This window comes from Comamonas sp. CMM03, from assembly GCF_019218715.1.
In the GTDB taxonomy this organism is placed as follows: Bacteria; Pseudomonadota; Gammaproteobacteria; order Burkholderiales; family Burkholderiaceae_C; genus Comamonas; species Comamonas terrigena.
In genome coordinates this window covers 241194-253991 of the sequence record NZ_JAHUXB010000002.1, presented here as the reverse complement: position 1 = coordinate 253991, position 12798 = coordinate 241194, and the positions used below count along the sequence as shown (strand labels likewise).

15 protein-coding genes are annotated in these 12798 nt (G+C 68.1%); 4 read left to right on the top strand and 11 right to left on the bottom strand.

Annotation, left to right across the window (positions count from 1 at the left end; genetic code table 11):
- Positions 1-39: 39 nt before the first annotated feature.
- Positions 40-1023 (top strand): LysR family transcriptional regulator, encoded by a 984-nt coding sequence (locus KW830_RS07910; protein ID WP_218332756.1) that lies wholly within the window; start codon positions 40-42, stop codon positions 1021-1023.
- Between the two features lie 5 nt (positions 1024-1028).
- Here KW830_RS07910 and KW830_RS07905 read toward each other — a convergent pair whose 3' ends face one another.
- From KW830_RS07905 to KW830_RS07890, 4 genes are all read right to left on the bottom strand, one after another.
- Positions 1029-1484 (bottom strand): MaoC family dehydratase, encoded by a 456-nt coding sequence (locus KW830_RS07905; RefSeq protein ID WP_066539419.1) that lies wholly within the window; start codon positions 1482-1484, stop codon positions 1029-1031.
- Between the two features lie 84 nt (positions 1485-1568).
- Positions 1569-2255, bottom strand: a complete 687-nt coding sequence (locus KW830_RS07900; RefSeq protein WP_218332755.1) for an amino acid ABC transporter permease — start codon at positions 2253-2255, stop codon at positions 1569-1571.
- Complete coding sequence (locus KW830_RS07895) at positions 2252-3007, bottom strand: amino acid ABC transporter permease (protein WP_066539558.1); 756 nt, start codon at positions 3005-3007, stop codon at positions 2252-2254. The genes KW830_RS07900 and KW830_RS07895 overlap by 4 nt, the downstream gene beginning before the upstream one ends.
- A gap of 70 nt (positions 3008-3077) precedes the next feature.
- Positions 3078-3902, bottom strand: a complete 825-nt coding sequence (locus KW830_RS07890) for an ABC transporter substrate-binding protein (RefSeq protein ID WP_066539413.1) — start codon at positions 3900-3902, stop codon at positions 3078-3080.
- A 174-nt stretch (positions 3903-4076) separates the two neighbouring features.
- On the opposite strand from KW830_RS07890, the gene KW830_RS07885 reads away from it, so the two are divergent.
- Positions 4077-4469 carry a hypothetical protein gene (locus KW830_RS07885; protein WP_218332754.1) on the top strand — a complete coding sequence of 131 codons (393 nt, stop codon included), beginning with the start codon at positions 4077-4079 and terminating at the stop codon, positions 4467-4469.
- A gap of 13 nt (positions 4470-4482) precedes the next feature.
- On the opposite strand, the gene panC is transcribed toward KW830_RS07885, so the two are convergent.
- Positions 4483-5331: a pantoate--beta-alanine ligase gene (gene panC, locus KW830_RS07880; RefSeq protein ID WP_218332753.1), complete on the bottom strand. Its 849-nt coding sequence runs from the start codon at positions 5329-5331 to the stop codon at positions 4483-4485.
- A 39-nt stretch (positions 5332-5370) separates the two neighbouring features.
- Positions 5371-6246, bottom strand: coding sequence for a 3-methyl-2-oxobutanoate hydroxymethyltransferase (gene panB, locus KW830_RS07875; RefSeq protein ID WP_192334330.1), 876 nt, complete (start codon positions 6244-6246; stop codon positions 5371-5373).
- A gap of 216 nt (positions 6247-6462) precedes the next feature.
- Here panB and KW830_RS07870 point away from each other — a divergent pair, with 216 nt between their 5' ends.
- Positions 6463-7245, top strand: a complete 783-nt coding sequence (locus tag KW830_RS07870) for a Crp/Fnr family transcriptional regulator (protein WP_083520546.1) — start codon at positions 6463-6465, stop codon at positions 7243-7245.
- Between the two features lie 151 nt (positions 7246-7396).
- A complete protein-coding gene (locus KW830_RS07865) occupies positions 7397-7708 on the top strand; it encodes a hypothetical protein (RefSeq protein WP_218332752.1) in 312 nt (103 codons plus the stop codon).
- A 416-nt stretch (positions 7709-8124) separates the two neighbouring features.
- Here the strand turns inward: KW830_RS07865 and KW830_RS07860 are convergent, their stop codons facing one another.
- The 5 genes from KW830_RS07860 to bioA form a co-directional block, all read right to left on the bottom strand.
- On the bottom strand, positions 8125-8796 hold the full coding sequence (locus tag KW830_RS07860; RefSeq protein ID WP_218332751.1) for a tRNA-uridine aminocarboxypropyltransferase: 672 nt from the start codon (positions 8794-8796) through the stop codon (positions 8125-8127).
- A 175-nt stretch (positions 8797-8971) separates the two neighbouring features.
- Positions 8972-9331 (bottom strand): 5-carboxymethyl-2-hydroxymuconate Delta-isomerase, encoded by a 360-nt coding sequence (locus KW830_RS07855; protein WP_066539401.1) that lies wholly within the window; start codon positions 9329-9331, stop codon positions 8972-8974.
- 141 nt (positions 9332-9472) lie between these two features.
- Entirely contained in the window at positions 9473-10702 is a 1230-nt protein-coding gene (gene bioF / locus KW830_RS07850) for an 8-amino-7-oxononanoate synthase (RefSeq protein WP_066539397.1), read from the bottom strand.
- Positions 10699-11382 carry a dethiobiotin synthase gene (bioD, locus tag KW830_RS07845; RefSeq protein ID WP_066539394.1) on the bottom strand — a complete coding sequence of 228 codons (684 nt, stop codon included), beginning with the start codon at positions 11380-11382 and terminating at the stop codon, positions 10699-10701. The genes bioF and bioD overlap by 4 nt, the downstream gene beginning before the upstream one ends.
- Complete coding sequence (gene bioA, locus KW830_RS07840; RefSeq protein WP_218332750.1) at positions 11379-12722, bottom strand: adenosylmethionine--8-amino-7-oxononanoate transaminase; 1344 nt, start codon at positions 12720-12722, stop codon at positions 11379-11381. The genes bioD and bioA overlap by 4 nt, the downstream gene beginning before the upstream one ends.
- Positions 12723-12798 lie beyond the last annotated feature (76 nt).

Here is a 12798-nt window from a genome sequence, read left to right as displayed (position 1 = left end):
GGCAAAGTCATTCATATTTGATATGCATTGCCCGCCACCATGACCCGTCCACCCGCTTCCTCTGCGCCGTCTGTACCGTCTGTGCCTGCGGTAGTCCCCGACTCCACCGGCACGGCGCCCCGCATTGCCCATCGCCACATCGAGGTGTTCCGGGCGGTGATGCTGGCCGGCGGCGTCACCGGTGCGGCGCGCCTGCTGTTCACCAGCCAGCCGACCGTCAGCCGGGAGCTGGCGCGGCTGGAGCAATTGCTGGGCTATGCGCTGTTCGAGCGTGCCCAGGGCCGGCTGCGCCCTACGGCGCGGGCACTGGCGCTGTGGGCCGAGGTGCAGCGCAGCTGGCAGGGGCTGGAGCGCGTGGTCGACCGGGCGCTGGAGCTGGGCCAGGCCCAGGGTGCCCATGTGCGCGTGCTGTGCCTGCCGGCGCTCAGCCATGCGCTGCTGCCCGGCGCGCTGGCACGCTTGCAGGCTCTGCAAGGGGCGGTGCCGGTGAGCATCGCCACCCAGGAAGGGCCGCTGCTGCAGGAGTGGATGGCTGCACAGCGCTTTGACCTGGGGCTGGCCGAGCTTGCCGATGCCCCACCCGGCACGCGCAGCCTGCCGCTGCCGGCGCTGGACGAGGTGGCCGTGCTGCCCGCCGCCCACCCGCTGGTGCAGCAGCCGGTGCTGGCGGCGCAGGACTTTGCCGTCCAGCCCTTCATCAGTCTGGCGCGGGACGATCCTTACCGCCAGCAGATCGATGCGGTATTTACCCAGGCGGGCGTGGAGCGCCAGCTGGGGCTGGAGACGGCCAGCGCGGTCTCGGTCTGCGCGCTGGTGCAGCAGGGGCTGGGCGTGGCCATCGTCAATCCCTACACCGCCCAGGCCTGTGCCGGGCCGCAGCTGGTGGTGCGCCCGCTGGCCTTCGCCATTCCCTACCAGGTGCATGTGCTGCTGCCGCTGCACCGCCCGGCCGAGCCTGCGGTGGATGCGCTGGTGGCCGCCTTGCAGCACACGGCACAGGCGCTGCAGCCATCCGCCGGTTGAACGCCTCAGGCGGCGGGGCGCTTGAAGGCCAGCATCTTGGGGCGAAAGCGCTGCAGCACCTCGCCGCGCTGGTTCTTGGTCTGGCACAGCACGCGGAGCATGGCGCGGTTGGGCTTGGACTGGGAGGGGATGATCTCCACGATCTCGGATTCCACATGCAGCCGGTCGCCGGGCCGTGTGGGCTGGGGCCAGGCCAGCTCTTCCATGCCGCCGCCGATCACGCCGTCCGCCAGCGGAATGCTCTCGGTCACCAGGCGCATGCTGATCGATGCCGTGTGCCAGCCGCTGGCCGCCAGTCCCTGGAAGAAGGTGTGCTTGGCGGCTTCGGGGTCGAGGTGAAAGACCTGCGGGTCGAACTGCCGGGCATAGGCAATGATCTGGGCTTCGTCCAGTAGGTGCTCACCGCTGACAAAGGTCTGGCCCACGTACAAATCGTCCAGGTACAGGTTCTTTTCCGGCATGTCGCTCTCCTTGTGGTGAATGCCGGCCAGTATGCAAGGCCGGGCGTGACGGCCCTGTAGCGCAGGCAGCAGTGCGGGCGCGAATCAGGCGCGCTGCGCTGGCTGCTGCCGTCCGATGGCCCAGCTCAGCAGATGGAGCAGCGAGCACAGCAGCCAGTACACGCCGCCCACGAACACAAACACCTCGGCCGGGTTCACCATCAGCCGCGCGTTCACCTGGGTGGAGAGAAACGACAGTTCGCCCACGCCCACGATATAGGCCAGCGAGCTGTCCTTGATCAGCGTGCCCCACTGGTTGACCAACGAGGGCAGCATGGCCGTCAGTGCCTGCGGCAGCACCAGCCAGCGCAGGACCTGCCAGCGGTCCATGCCCAGCGCCCGGCCTGCGTCCCACTGGCCCTGGGGCACGGCATGGATGCCCGCCGCCACGGCGTGGGCCAGATAGGCTCCGCCGATCAGCGACAGGGCGCACACCACGGACACCGTGCCCGGCACATCCATGCCGAACAGCATGGGCAGCAGAAAGTAGATCCAGAAGATCAGCATCAGCACGGGAATGGCGCGCAGAAAGCCCAGCACGGTGTGCAAGAGCGTGGCCCACGGCCCGCTGCCCATGGCCAGTGCAATGCCCAGCACCAGCCCCAGCACGGCCGAGGCCAGACCAGAGGTGGCGCTCAGGATCAAGGTCAGCAGCGCACCGCCGGGCGGTCCTTCGGGGAAGGTGCCCACCAGCAGGTAGAGCCAGTCGTCGGCCAGTGCCGCCAGGTTCATGTGCGCCCCACGGGCAGCCGGCCCCATCGGCGCCGGCGCTGCACCTGCCGGCTCAGCAGTTCCAGGCCGATGATGAGCACGATGTAGAGCACGGTGCTGATGCCATAGACCTGGAAGGATTGAAAGGTCTCGGCCTCTGCCTGGCGTGCGCGGTAGGACAGCTCCACCAGGCCGATCGTCATGCCCAGCGAGGTGTTCTTGGTGATGTTCATGTACTGCCCGCACAGCGGCGAGACCACATGGGCCAGCGCCTGCGGCAGCACGATATGGCGCAGCGACTGCCAGCGCGTCATGCCCAGGCTCAGGGCCGCCTGAAGCTGGCTGCGCGGCACGTTGGCGATGCCCGCGCGGATTTCCTCGCCCACATAGGCCGTGGAATACAGCACCAGGCCCACGGCGGCGGACAGGAACTCCAGCGACGGCCAGGCCAGATGCCATCCGCCCAGGGCCAGCTCATGCGGCGTGTTCAGCCAGCCCATCCAGCCTGCAGGCAGCAGGCTGGGAACGCCGAAATACCAGAAAAACAGCTGTACCAGCAGCGGCGTGTTGCGAAACACCGAGAGGTAGACGCCGGCCGCAGTGCGCAGCGCCGGCGCTGCGGCATCACGGGCCATGGCAAACAGCACGCCCAGCAGGGTGGACAGGGCAATCACCAGCAGCGAGGTGCCCATGGTGACCGACCAGCCGCTGAGCAGCCACTGCCAGTACTTGAGGGCCAGCACCGCGTCCGGCCAGGGGAGAACAGGGGTCATGGGAAGCAGCCAGGGCTGCGCACCGGTCAGGCGCGCAGACCCTGGCGAAAAGCGGCAAGGATGCGGTGGCTCAGACCTTGTCGCCGATCTTGAAAGTGCGCACCAGCGGCGTGTTGCTCTTAGGGCCGAACCAGGCGTCGTAAATCTTGCCGGCCTGGCCCTTGCCTTCCAGTTCCTTGAGCGTGGTGTTGACCCAGTCGGTCAGCGCGGTCTCTCCCTTGGGAATGCCCACACCGATGAAGTCGTTCGAGATGGTGAATGCCGGCACTTCCCACTTGGCGCGTTCCTGGGCGTCCTTGATGGTGCCCAGCAGGCCCACCAGCTTGGGGCCATCCTGCGCCAGGGCCTGCACATTGCCGTTGCGCAAGGCGGTGAAGGCAAATGGCGTGTCGTCGAACGCGACCAGGGTGGCCTGCGGGTATTTTTCGCGCAGCACGATCTCGTTGGTCGTGCCCTTGTCCACGGCAATGCGCAGGCTGCCGAGCTGGTCGGCCGAGGCCAGTGTGCCCTTGGGGGCCAGGAACTGCGTGCCGGACGAAAAATATGGCACGCTGAAGTTCACCTGCTTGGCGCGCTCTTCGGTGATGGTGAAATTGGCCAGCACCAGATCCACCTTGCCGGACACCAGCAACGGCACGCGGTTGGCAGGATTGGTGGGCACCAACTGCAGCTTCACACCCAGGCGCTTGGCAAATTCTTCGGCGTAGTCCACGTCCAGGCCCACGATCTTGCGGGTCTTGGCGTCGACAAAGCCGAACGGGGGGTTGCCATCAAAGGCGGCCACGCGCAGCACGCCGGCCTTCTTGATGTCCTGCAGGCGGTCGGCCCAGACAGAGCCGGTTGTCAGCAGCGCGGCGCCTGCAGCGGCGGCGGTGATCCACTTCTTGAATTGCATAAAACGAACATCCTTCCATGGCGGAAAAAGCGGTGCGGGCCGCACCTGGTCCAGCCATTGTGGAAATGCCGCCTGCAGGGCAGAAGAAACAAATTTCGCCTTGCTTATCTGAAAAGCTTTCTTGCCTCCGCCACGGGCATGCCATGGGGTCGTGCAGCCGCTATGCTCACGGCCATGCAATGGGTATTTGAAGATTCAGAAGTCGCCGCGTGCAGCGTGAGCCCGGGCACGGCTGCGGTGCTGACCGTGCGTTTTTCCGCTGCGCGGGTGTACGCGGAGGAGGGGGGCAAGACCGGCAGCGGCGAAGGCCTGTGGCTCCCGATGCGCTTGGTCTGCACGCTGTCCGGGCCCCTGCCGCCCGTGCAAGCGCTTTTCGGGAAGCTGGAGGGCGGGCGTGTGCTGCTGGAGGGGCAACGCCTGTCGGCCTTGCCCGTGCCCTGTGCATTGCAGCAGCCCCTGGTGCTGGAGCTGGAATTTGCCAGCGGTGCGCAGCTGCGCGTGGCCGCCCATGGGCTGGAAGTCCTGTCGGAGGCCCCGCACTGCGCCACCGGGGCGTTCCAGTGCTGAGAGCTGCTGCGGTTCAGAACTCGAGGTTGTCGATCAGCCGGGTGCTGCCCAGCTTGGCGGCGCCCAGTGTCACCAGCGGGGCCGTGGCCAGGTCGGCGGCACTGGGAATTTGCAGGTTGCTGCGCAGGCGCACCGTCAGGTAGTCGGGCTCCCAGCCCAGGGCCTGCAGCTGGCCGATGGCCTGGGTTTCCAGGTCGGCCAGTGGAATGCGGCCCGTGCGGGCCGCCTGCGCCAGGGTCTTCAGTGCCTGGGACAGGGCCATGGCCTGCTGCAGCTGTTCGGCATTCAGGTAGCCGTTGCGGGAACTGAGTGCCAGGCCGCTGTCGGCTCGGGCGGTATCGCCTGCGATGATGGTGATGGGCAGGGCAAACTGCTGGACCATGCGCTGGATCACCATCAGCTGCTGGTAGTCCTTCTTGCCGAAGATGGCCGCGCCGCCGCCGGTGGTGGCGAATACGGCGGAAAACAGCTTCATCACCACGGTGCACACGCCGGTAAAGAAACCGGGGCGGAAATGCCCTTCCAGCATGTCGGCCAGCGTGGGGTCGGGCTGCACCTTGAAAGTCTGGGCTTCGGGGTAGAGATCGGCTTCGCGCGGCGCAAACAGCAGGTCGCAGTGGGCGGCCTGCAGCTTGCTGCAGTCCGAATCCCAGGTGCGCGGGTAGCTGTCGAAATCTTCATGCGGCAGAAACTGCAGGCGGTTGACGAAGATGCTGGCCACGGTCACATCGCCATGCTGGCGTGCGGTGCGCACCAGGGACAGATGGCCCTCGTGCAGATTGCCCATGGTGGGAACGAAAGCGGGGCGGCCGCGGCCCGCCAGGGCGGAGCGCAGGTCGGCGATGGTATGGACGATGTGCATGGTGTCGGAAAACGGGACGGAAACGGGAGAAGCCTGGGCTTACCAGGCGTGCAGCTGGTTGTCGGGAAAGCTGCCATCCTTGACTGCCTGGACATAGGCCGCCATGGCGCCCTTGACGTTGCCGGCCTCCTGCATGAAGTTGCGCACGAACTTGGGCATCTTGCCCAGGTTGACGCCCAGCATGTCGTGCAGCACCAGCACCTGTCCGGCCGTGCCATTGCCAGCGCCTATGCCGATGGTGTGGCAGTGGGTCAACGCCTGTGTCAGCTCTGCGGCCAGGGCAGCGGGCACCATCTCCAGCACCAGCATGGCGGCGCCGGCATCCTGCAGCTCGCGGGCCTGACGGCGCAGCGTGGCAGCGGCCACATCGTCCTTGCCCTGCACGCGGTAGCCACCCAGGGCGTGGACGGTCTGGGGCGTCAGCCCCAGGTGGGCACAGACCGGAATGCCGCGCTCCACCAGAAACTGCACCGTGGGTGCGGTCCAGCCACCACCTTCGAGCTTGACCATGTGGGCGCCGGCCTGCATGAGGGCGCTGGCGCTGCGCAGCGCCTGTTCACGCGATTCCTGGTAGCTGCCATAGGGCAGGTCGGCAACCAGCCAGGCCGTGGCCTGGGCGCGGTGCAGACCGCGCGCCACGCTGGCCGTGTGGTAGCACATATCGTCCAGGCTGACGCCCACGGTGCTGTGCAGGCCCTGGCAGACCATGCCCAGGGAGTCGCCCACCAGAATGCACTCCACACCGGCGGCATCGGCCACAGCGGCGAAGGTGGCGTCATAGGCGGTGAGCATGGTGATCTTTTCGCCGGCCGCACGCATCTGCGCCAGGCGCGGCAGGCTGACGGGGCGCCGCTGGGGCAGTGGGGATGCGGGCGGAATGGTGCCGTAGGGCGTGCCGGTGGTACTTGCGGACATGTTGTCTCCCAGAGATGTTTTTTGCGTTGGGCCAGTGCTGCAATCTGGCGCGAGTCTAGGGGATGCTGCAATGCAACGGTAGCCAGTTCACCAGCGCGCCGGCGGGGTTTGTGCGGCAGCGGGCGCTGCAGGGCACCAAGGGCTGGGCGAGAGCCCGGAAAACGCCGAGGTTTCTGCCTGCAGCGGATCGGTGGCGGCCACGGCACAATGGCCGCCATGGCCTCCCTTTCCGTTTCTTCGCCACCGCTGCTGCGTTCTGACGATGCAGGGGCAGCGCCTGCGCCGGCACCGGTTCCGGCGTCCTGGCAGGCCTTGCAGACCATGCCTTTGCTGGCCCATTTGGGAGAGGCGGATCTGCAGTCCCTGGCCACACGCTTCCGCTGGCGTCTGCTGGAGCCGGGGCAGCCGCTGCCAGATGCCTTCGACGAAGGGCGGTTGAACCTGATCGTGCACGGCCGGCTGTGGGTGCGCTACTACGGCAGCCAGGGGCGCGAGATGATCGTGGGGGACCTGATGCCAGGCCAATGGTGCGGCAACCACTGGCTGGGGGAATGCTCCCAGCCGCCCAGCGTGCCGCTGGTGGTGGAGGCGGCCGATGCCAGCCTGATTGCCACGCTGGAAGGGCATGAGGTCAAGGCCCTGTTTGACCGCGACCCGGCGGTGATGGAAGGCATGCTGTCGGCCCTGCTGCAAGGCATGAACCGCCTGGTCTGGTCGCTGGTGGCCCGGCTGGTGGAAATGGGCACGCTCAGCGTGGGCGGGCGTCTGCATGCGCGCTTGCTGATGCTGGCGGAGCGCGCCGGGGTGCAGAACAACCAGGCCCTGCTGCAGCCGGCACCCACCCAGGTCAGCTTGGCGGCCTTGCTGGGCAGCAGCCGCGAAGAAGTGGCGCGCGAGATGTCGCGCCTGACCCGCCTGGGTCTGCTGCAGCGCGAAGGCCGCGGCCTGCGCCTGACCAATGTGGATGGTCTGCGCGTGCTGCTCGAAGACATGCGCTGAGCCGCCCGGGGTCTTTTTCGGCTTTTTGCTGCACTGCGTGAGAAAACGCACAGACGGTACCCCGCTCCCGCCCCGACACTGCTTTCCAGGCTGTGCTGCCACTGTCAGCAGCCCGGCAACTTCTGTGAATGTGTCTGGAAAGGACAATGCCATGCGCAAGCAATGGATGGCCGCTGCTGCGGCTGTGATGACCCTGGTGGGCGCTGCCCACGCCCAATCGACCGTGTCGGCCGATGCCGAAACCCTGCAAAAAGCCCAGGTGCAGGCGGATCTGGAACTGTGGCACAAGGCTGGCATGAGCTTCATGCCGTCGCCGGCGCAGTTTCCGGAAGTGAAGTCCAGTCCCGAATACCGCCGGTACGAGCAGTTGCGCAACGGTCCTGCCTTCCAGGAGACCGTCGCCAAGTACATGGGTGCCGTGCAGACCACGGCCCGCCAAGGCCAGGCCACAGCCCAGCCCTGAGAAAGTGACCAGGGTGTGAACCCACACCTTGGCCCTGGAGGCATGCAAGGCCACCAGCGGATCTGCGCAATGTGAACCGGGCTGTGTGCGCTGCTCTGGATCACGCGGATGACGCGGTGATTTGCATGGATTGCGCTGCCATCGGCAGCGCTTTTTTTTGGGGCGGCGCCAACGTGGATGTGCCTGGCCGGGTCGCCGTGGCGCATGCCGGTGCGGGGGAGGTGTCTCTCAGTCGTGCCAACGTCGGCAGCAGAAAGCCGCGCCCCCTGGGCCTTGGCCTGGTACCGGGTCTGGTCGGCAGACCCTGCAGGGGGGCGACAGAGCGCATGCCAGGGAGTGCTGCATGCATCTACCCAGGATTGCGGGCTGCCCAGCCTCAAGATGCCTCCTCCCCCTGCATGTTGTGCAGGAGCTGCTTAGGGTGTCAGCTGCGCGCGGTAGTGGTCTTGTATGGCGGCCATGGCCTGCAGCAGACCGTCCAGCGTGGGATTGGCGGGCTCGAGCTGGCGCAGTGCCGCCCAGCTGGCTTCCAGCGTGGACAGCTGACCTGGCTTGTGCGCCTTGCGGATGGCGTAGCGGCTGGCCGGCAGCTCCCGCAGCGGAAGGCGGGGCAGTTGTTGCAATGCCGGGTTGCGGTACAGCATCTTGCGGCTTTTGCGCCAGGTTCCGTCCAGCACCACCAGGCGCAGCGCGGCGCCTGCAGGCAATGCGGCCAGATCGGCCATCTCCCAGGGCGGCGGCTCCAGCAGCGGCAGTGCCGGATCGGGCGGGGAGGGCGGGTAGAGCAACAGTGTCAGCGCCGGGGCGGGCTCTGCCTGTCTGTCGCCCGCCGCAGGCCATGCGTTCTGCAGCAGGGCCTGCAGACTGTCTGTAGGCCAGCATTCGCCTTGTGCCATGCGGCTGTGCGGCAGGCACAGGTGCAGCAGCCGCGCCGTGCCTTTGGGGTGCTGCACTTCCAGAGGGTGTTGCAGCAGCAGCACCTGGGTGGCGTGCGCCACCGTCTGCACGCATGCGCAGATGCAGGCGCTGGCAGGGCGCAGGCAGTCAGGGCACTGCGCACGGCGGGTGGAAGGGGGCGCGGTATTCACGGAACGTGGCGGGTGCCAAGGGGAATGCGGCCGCAGCGGATGCCTGCGCAGCTGCCTGGCTGCAGGTGGGCGCAGTGACAGCGCGGCACGCAGCCTGCATGGTGCATGCTTCTGCGCGCCGTGCACCGGTCGGGTGGTCGGCCGACCCGCCCGGGTGCGCGGGCTGCCTGGGGGATTACAGGCGGTCCTTGTAGTAGCTGGCCTTGTCCATGTCGGCGATCTCGGCGCTCAGCTGGACCATCACGCCAGCAGGCTGGGGGACTTCGGCGCGCAGCACGGCAGCGATGGCGTCGGACAGTTCCTTCTTCACCTCGGGTGTGCGGCCCGCCAGCAGGCGCAGTTGCACGTGCACAAAGCCGCGTTGCGCAGGGTTGGTGCCGATGCGGAATTGCTGCAATGCGGCAATGCGAGCCTTGACGTCGGCTTCATCGGCGACGGTGGCGTGGCCGCAGACCACGGCATTGAGCTTTTCCAGCAGGCCTTGTTCGTTCAGGCCGGTCAGGTTGTTGCTGTATTCCACGTACAGGTGGGGCATGGTGTCTCCTCGGGCGGTGTGATGGGAAAAGGCGGCAGACCGGGCATGACCCGGTCTGCAACACTGCCGATTGTCAGGCCAAGAGCGGCCGCCACCGGGATGCCGGGGCTGAAAGCCGTTCACAGCCGGGTGCAAATCGGCTCACGCCAGGGCGGGTTCTGCGGTGGGCGCCAGCGCTGTCAGGGCGGTGAGCAGCAGCTGCACATCGGCTTCGGTGTGTGCGGCCGACAAGGCAATGCGCAGCCGTGCCGTGCCCGCGGGCACGGTGGGCGGGCGGATGGCCGGGACCCACAGACCGCGCTGGCGCAGGCCGTCCATCAGCGCCAGGGCGGCGGTATTGCTGCCCACCACCAGCGCCTGGATGGCGGTGTCCGACGGCAGCAGCCGCCAGCCGGTGTGTGCCAGCAGGGGCTGCAGCCCCTGGCGCAGCTGGGCAATGCGGGCCTGCAACTGGGTGCGCAGGCTGGTCTCGTGTTCCATCAACCGCAGGCTGGCCTGCAGCGCCCGCGCCAGCAAGGCGGGCGCGGCGGTGGCGAAGGTGTAGCTGCGTGTCTTCTGCAGCAGCCATTCCACCAGGACCTCACTGCCGGCCACAAAAGCCCCGGAGACCCCGGCCGCCTTGCTCAGCGTGGCCATGTACAGCACCCGGGGGGAGGCAGCGGCCCCCGTCAGCCCGGCGGCGGCCAGGCTGCCGCGCCCTTGCGGGCCCAGCACGCCTAGGCCATGGGCATCGTCCAGCATCAAGAGGGCATCGTGGCGTTCGCACAAGGCCAGCAGGCCGGGAATGTCGGCCACATTGCCGTCCATGCTGAACACGGCGTCGCTGACCACCAGCTTGCGCCGGCTGGTGCTGCCGGCCAGCAGCGCATCCAGCGCAGCGAGGTTGCCATGCGGATAGCGGTGGATGCTGGCGCGTGACAGCCGGCAGCCGTCGATCAAGCTGGCGTGGTTCAGGGCGTCCGAGAAGATGGCATCGCCCGCACCCACCAGCGCCGGGATCACGCTGGCATTGGTGGCAAAGCCGGCATAGAAGTACAGCGCACGCGGCAGCTGCACAAACTGCGCCAGATCGGCTTCCAGTGCGGCATTGGCCGTGCTGTGGCCGTTGACCATGGGCGAGCCGCCGGAGCCCACGCCAAAGTCCCAGGCGCCGGTGCAGGCTGCCTCGGCCAGGGCCGGGTGGCCGGCCAGGCCCAGGTAGTCGTTGCTGCAGAACTGCAGCAGGGGCTGGCCGTCCACGCGGATGTGCGCCCCCTGCAGCGGCGACACGGCACGGCGCGTGCGCAGCAGGTGCTGGGCGTCCAGCGCGGCCAGTTGCAGGGGGAGTTCGTCCAGCCAGGAACCGGTGGATGGTGCGGTGGTGGGGGTCATTGCCATTCCTGCGGGAGTTGTACGGATGCGGTGCGAGGATCGGGCCGGACCTGGTGGGGCAGGTCGGCCAGCAGCGGCGCACCCAGGCTGCCCAGTGCACGGCGCAGCGTGGCCAGGTTGTCTTCTGGGGCGAGCATGTGGGGGTCCATGCGGCTGCAGATCCAGCCGGCCAGCGGCAGGCCGCTGGCCCGGATGGCGTCGGCCGTCAGCAGCGCATGGTTCAGGCAGCCCAGGCGCAGGCCGACGACCAGCACCACGGGCAGCTGCAGCGCCACGGCCAGATCGGCAATCGACAGGCTGTCCGACAGTGGCACGCGCCAGCCGCCGGCTCCCTCCACCACCACGGCGTCGGACTGGGCGGCCAGCTGGTGGTAGGCGGACAGGATGGGGGGCAGCGTCACCTCCACCCCGGCGCGCTGGGCGGCGATATGGGGCGACAGCGGATCGGCCAACAGCACCGGGTTGTCCCAGGCAGCGGGCACTGCCAGCGTGGAGGCGGCGCGCAGGGCCAGCGTGTCTTCATTGGCCCAGCCGCCATGGCCGTCGGGCTCGGCCCCCGCGGCCACGGCCTTCATGCCGACCACGCGGGCGTGGTGGCGGCCCAGGGCGTGCAAGAGCGCGCAGCTGGCGAGGGTCTTGCCGACGCCGGTGTCGGTTCCGGTCACAAAGCAGCCGATCATGCGGCCTCCGTGCGCAGGCGCAGCGCGGCTTCCTGCTGCAAGCAGTCTTCCAGTGCCGCCAGGCTCGCGCGGCCCAGGTGGGCGATGGCGGGGGCGTCCAGCACATAGGGCGGCATGCAGTACAGCGTGCGACCGATGGGGCGCAGCAGCAGGCCGTGGCGCAAGGCCGCATAGTGGTAGCGCTGGGCAAAGTCGGGCAAGTCTGTGTCGATGTCCCAGGCCCAGACCATGCCCAGGTGGCGGGCGTGGCGCACGCGGGGGTGGGTGTTCAACGGTGCGAAGGCGGCGCTGATCTGCGCCGCCATGGCCTGGTTGGTGGTCAGCGCATCCCGCTGCGCAAACAGATCCAGTGTGGCGAGGGCAGCGCGGCAGGCCAGCGGGTTGCCAGTGTAGGAGTGGGAATGCAGGAACGCCCGTGCCGCATCGGTGCCGTAGAACGCCTGGTAGACGGTGTCGGTAGTGAGCACGACCGACAGCGGCAGCGTGCCGCCGGTCAGCCCTTTGGACAGGCAGATGAAGTCCGGCGTGATGCTCGCCTGCTGGTGGGCGAACAGGCGGCCGGTGCGGCCGAAGCCGGTGGCGATCTCGTCCACCACCAGATGCACTTGGTAGCGGTCGCACAGCTGGCGGGCCTGGCGTAGGTAGACGGCGTCGTACATCACCATGCCTGCGGCACACTGGATCAGCGGCTCCACGATCAGCGCGGCGGTTTCCTGGTGGTGGGCCTGCAGCCAGTCCTCCAGGGCGGCTGCCGCACGCAGGGCCACGTCGGCAGCGCTTTCCCCTGGCAAGGCGTGGCGTGCATCCGGGCTGGGCACGGTGGCTGACAGACGGGTCAGCGGGGCATAGGCACTGCGGAAAATCTCCACATCGGTGACGGACAGCGCGCCCACGGTCTCTCCGTGGTAGCCGCCCGCCAGGCCGACAAAGCGGTTCTTTTCGGGCCGACCCAGATTGCGCCAGTAATGGGCGCTCATCTTCAGTGCGATTTCGGTGGCCGAGGCGCCGTCGCTGGCATAGCTGGCGTGGCCCAGACCGGTGAGCGCGGCCAGGCGTTCGGACAGTTCCACCACCGGCGCGTGGGTGCAGCCGGCCAGCAGGATGTGGTCCAGGCGCTCCAGCTGGTCGGCCAGTGCGGTGCGGATATGCGGGTGGCCGTGGCCGAACAGATTGACCCACCAGGAGCTGATGCCATCCAGGTAGCGCCGTCCGTCGGTGTCGTACAGCCAGGGGCCGCTGGCGCGGTCAATGGCCAGCGGGGGCGCGGCTTCGTGCCGCTGCATGGGGGTGCAAGGGTGCCAGACAGCCGCCATGCTGCGGTGGGCAAGGGTAGAGGTCATGCGGAACTCCCTGGGCCAGGGCCGCAGCGCGGGGCTGCGGGAGTGGTCCGTGATGGTGGCAAAGAGCGCAGGGCGG

Coding starts and splice junctions, on each gene's coding strand:
- KW830_RS07865 (WP_218332752.1), top strand. CDS start 7,397: ATGCGCAAGCAATGGATGGCCGCTGCTGCGGCTGTGATGACCCTGGTG.
- panB (WP_192334330.1), bottom strand. CDS start 6,246: ATGTCCGCAAGTACCACCGGCACGCCCTACGGCACCATTCCGCCCGCA.
- KW830_RS07885 (WP_218332754.1), top strand. CDS start 4,077: ATGCAATGGGTATTTGAAGATTCAGAAGTCGCCGCGTGCAGCGTGAGC.
- KW830_RS07890 (WP_066539413.1), bottom strand. CDS start 3,902: ATGCAATTCAAGAAGTGGATCACCGCCGCCGCTGCAGGCGCCGCGCTG.
- KW830_RS07855 (WP_066539401.1), bottom strand. CDS start 9,331: ATGCCCCACCTGTACGTGGAATACAGCAACAACCTGACCGGCCTGAAC.
- KW830_RS07905 (WP_066539419.1), bottom strand. CDS start 1,484: ATGCCGGAAAAGAACCTGTACCTGGACGATTTGTACGTGGGCCAGACC.
- panC (WP_218332753.1), bottom strand. CDS start 5,331: ATGCACATCGTCCATACCATCGCCGACCTGCGCTCCGCCCTGGCGGGC.
- KW830_RS07910 (WP_218332756.1), top strand. CDS start 40: ATGACCCGTCCACCCGCTTCCTCTGCGCCGTCTGTACCGTCTGTGCCT.
- bioD (WP_066539394.1), bottom strand. CDS start 11,382: ATGATCGGCTGCTTTGTGACCGGAACCGACACCGGCGTCGGCAAGACC.
- bioF (WP_066539397.1), bottom strand. CDS start 10,702: ATGACCCCCACCACCGCACCATCCACCGGTTCCTGGCTGGACGAACTC.
- KW830_RS07870 (WP_083520546.1), top strand. CDS start 6,463: ATGGCCTCCCTTTCCGTTTCTTCGCCACCGCTGCTGCGTTCTGACGAT.
- KW830_RS07895 (WP_066539558.1), bottom strand. CDS start 3,007: ATGACCCCTGTTCTCCCCTGGCCGGACGCGGTGCTGGCCCTCAAGTAC.
- bioA (WP_218332750.1), bottom strand. CDS start 12,722: ATGACCTCTACCCTTGCCCACCGCAGCATGGCGGCTGTCTGGCACCCT.
- KW830_RS07900 (WP_218332755.1), bottom strand. CDS start 2,255: ATGAACCTGGCGGCACTGGCCGACGACTGGCTCTACCTGCTGGTGGGC.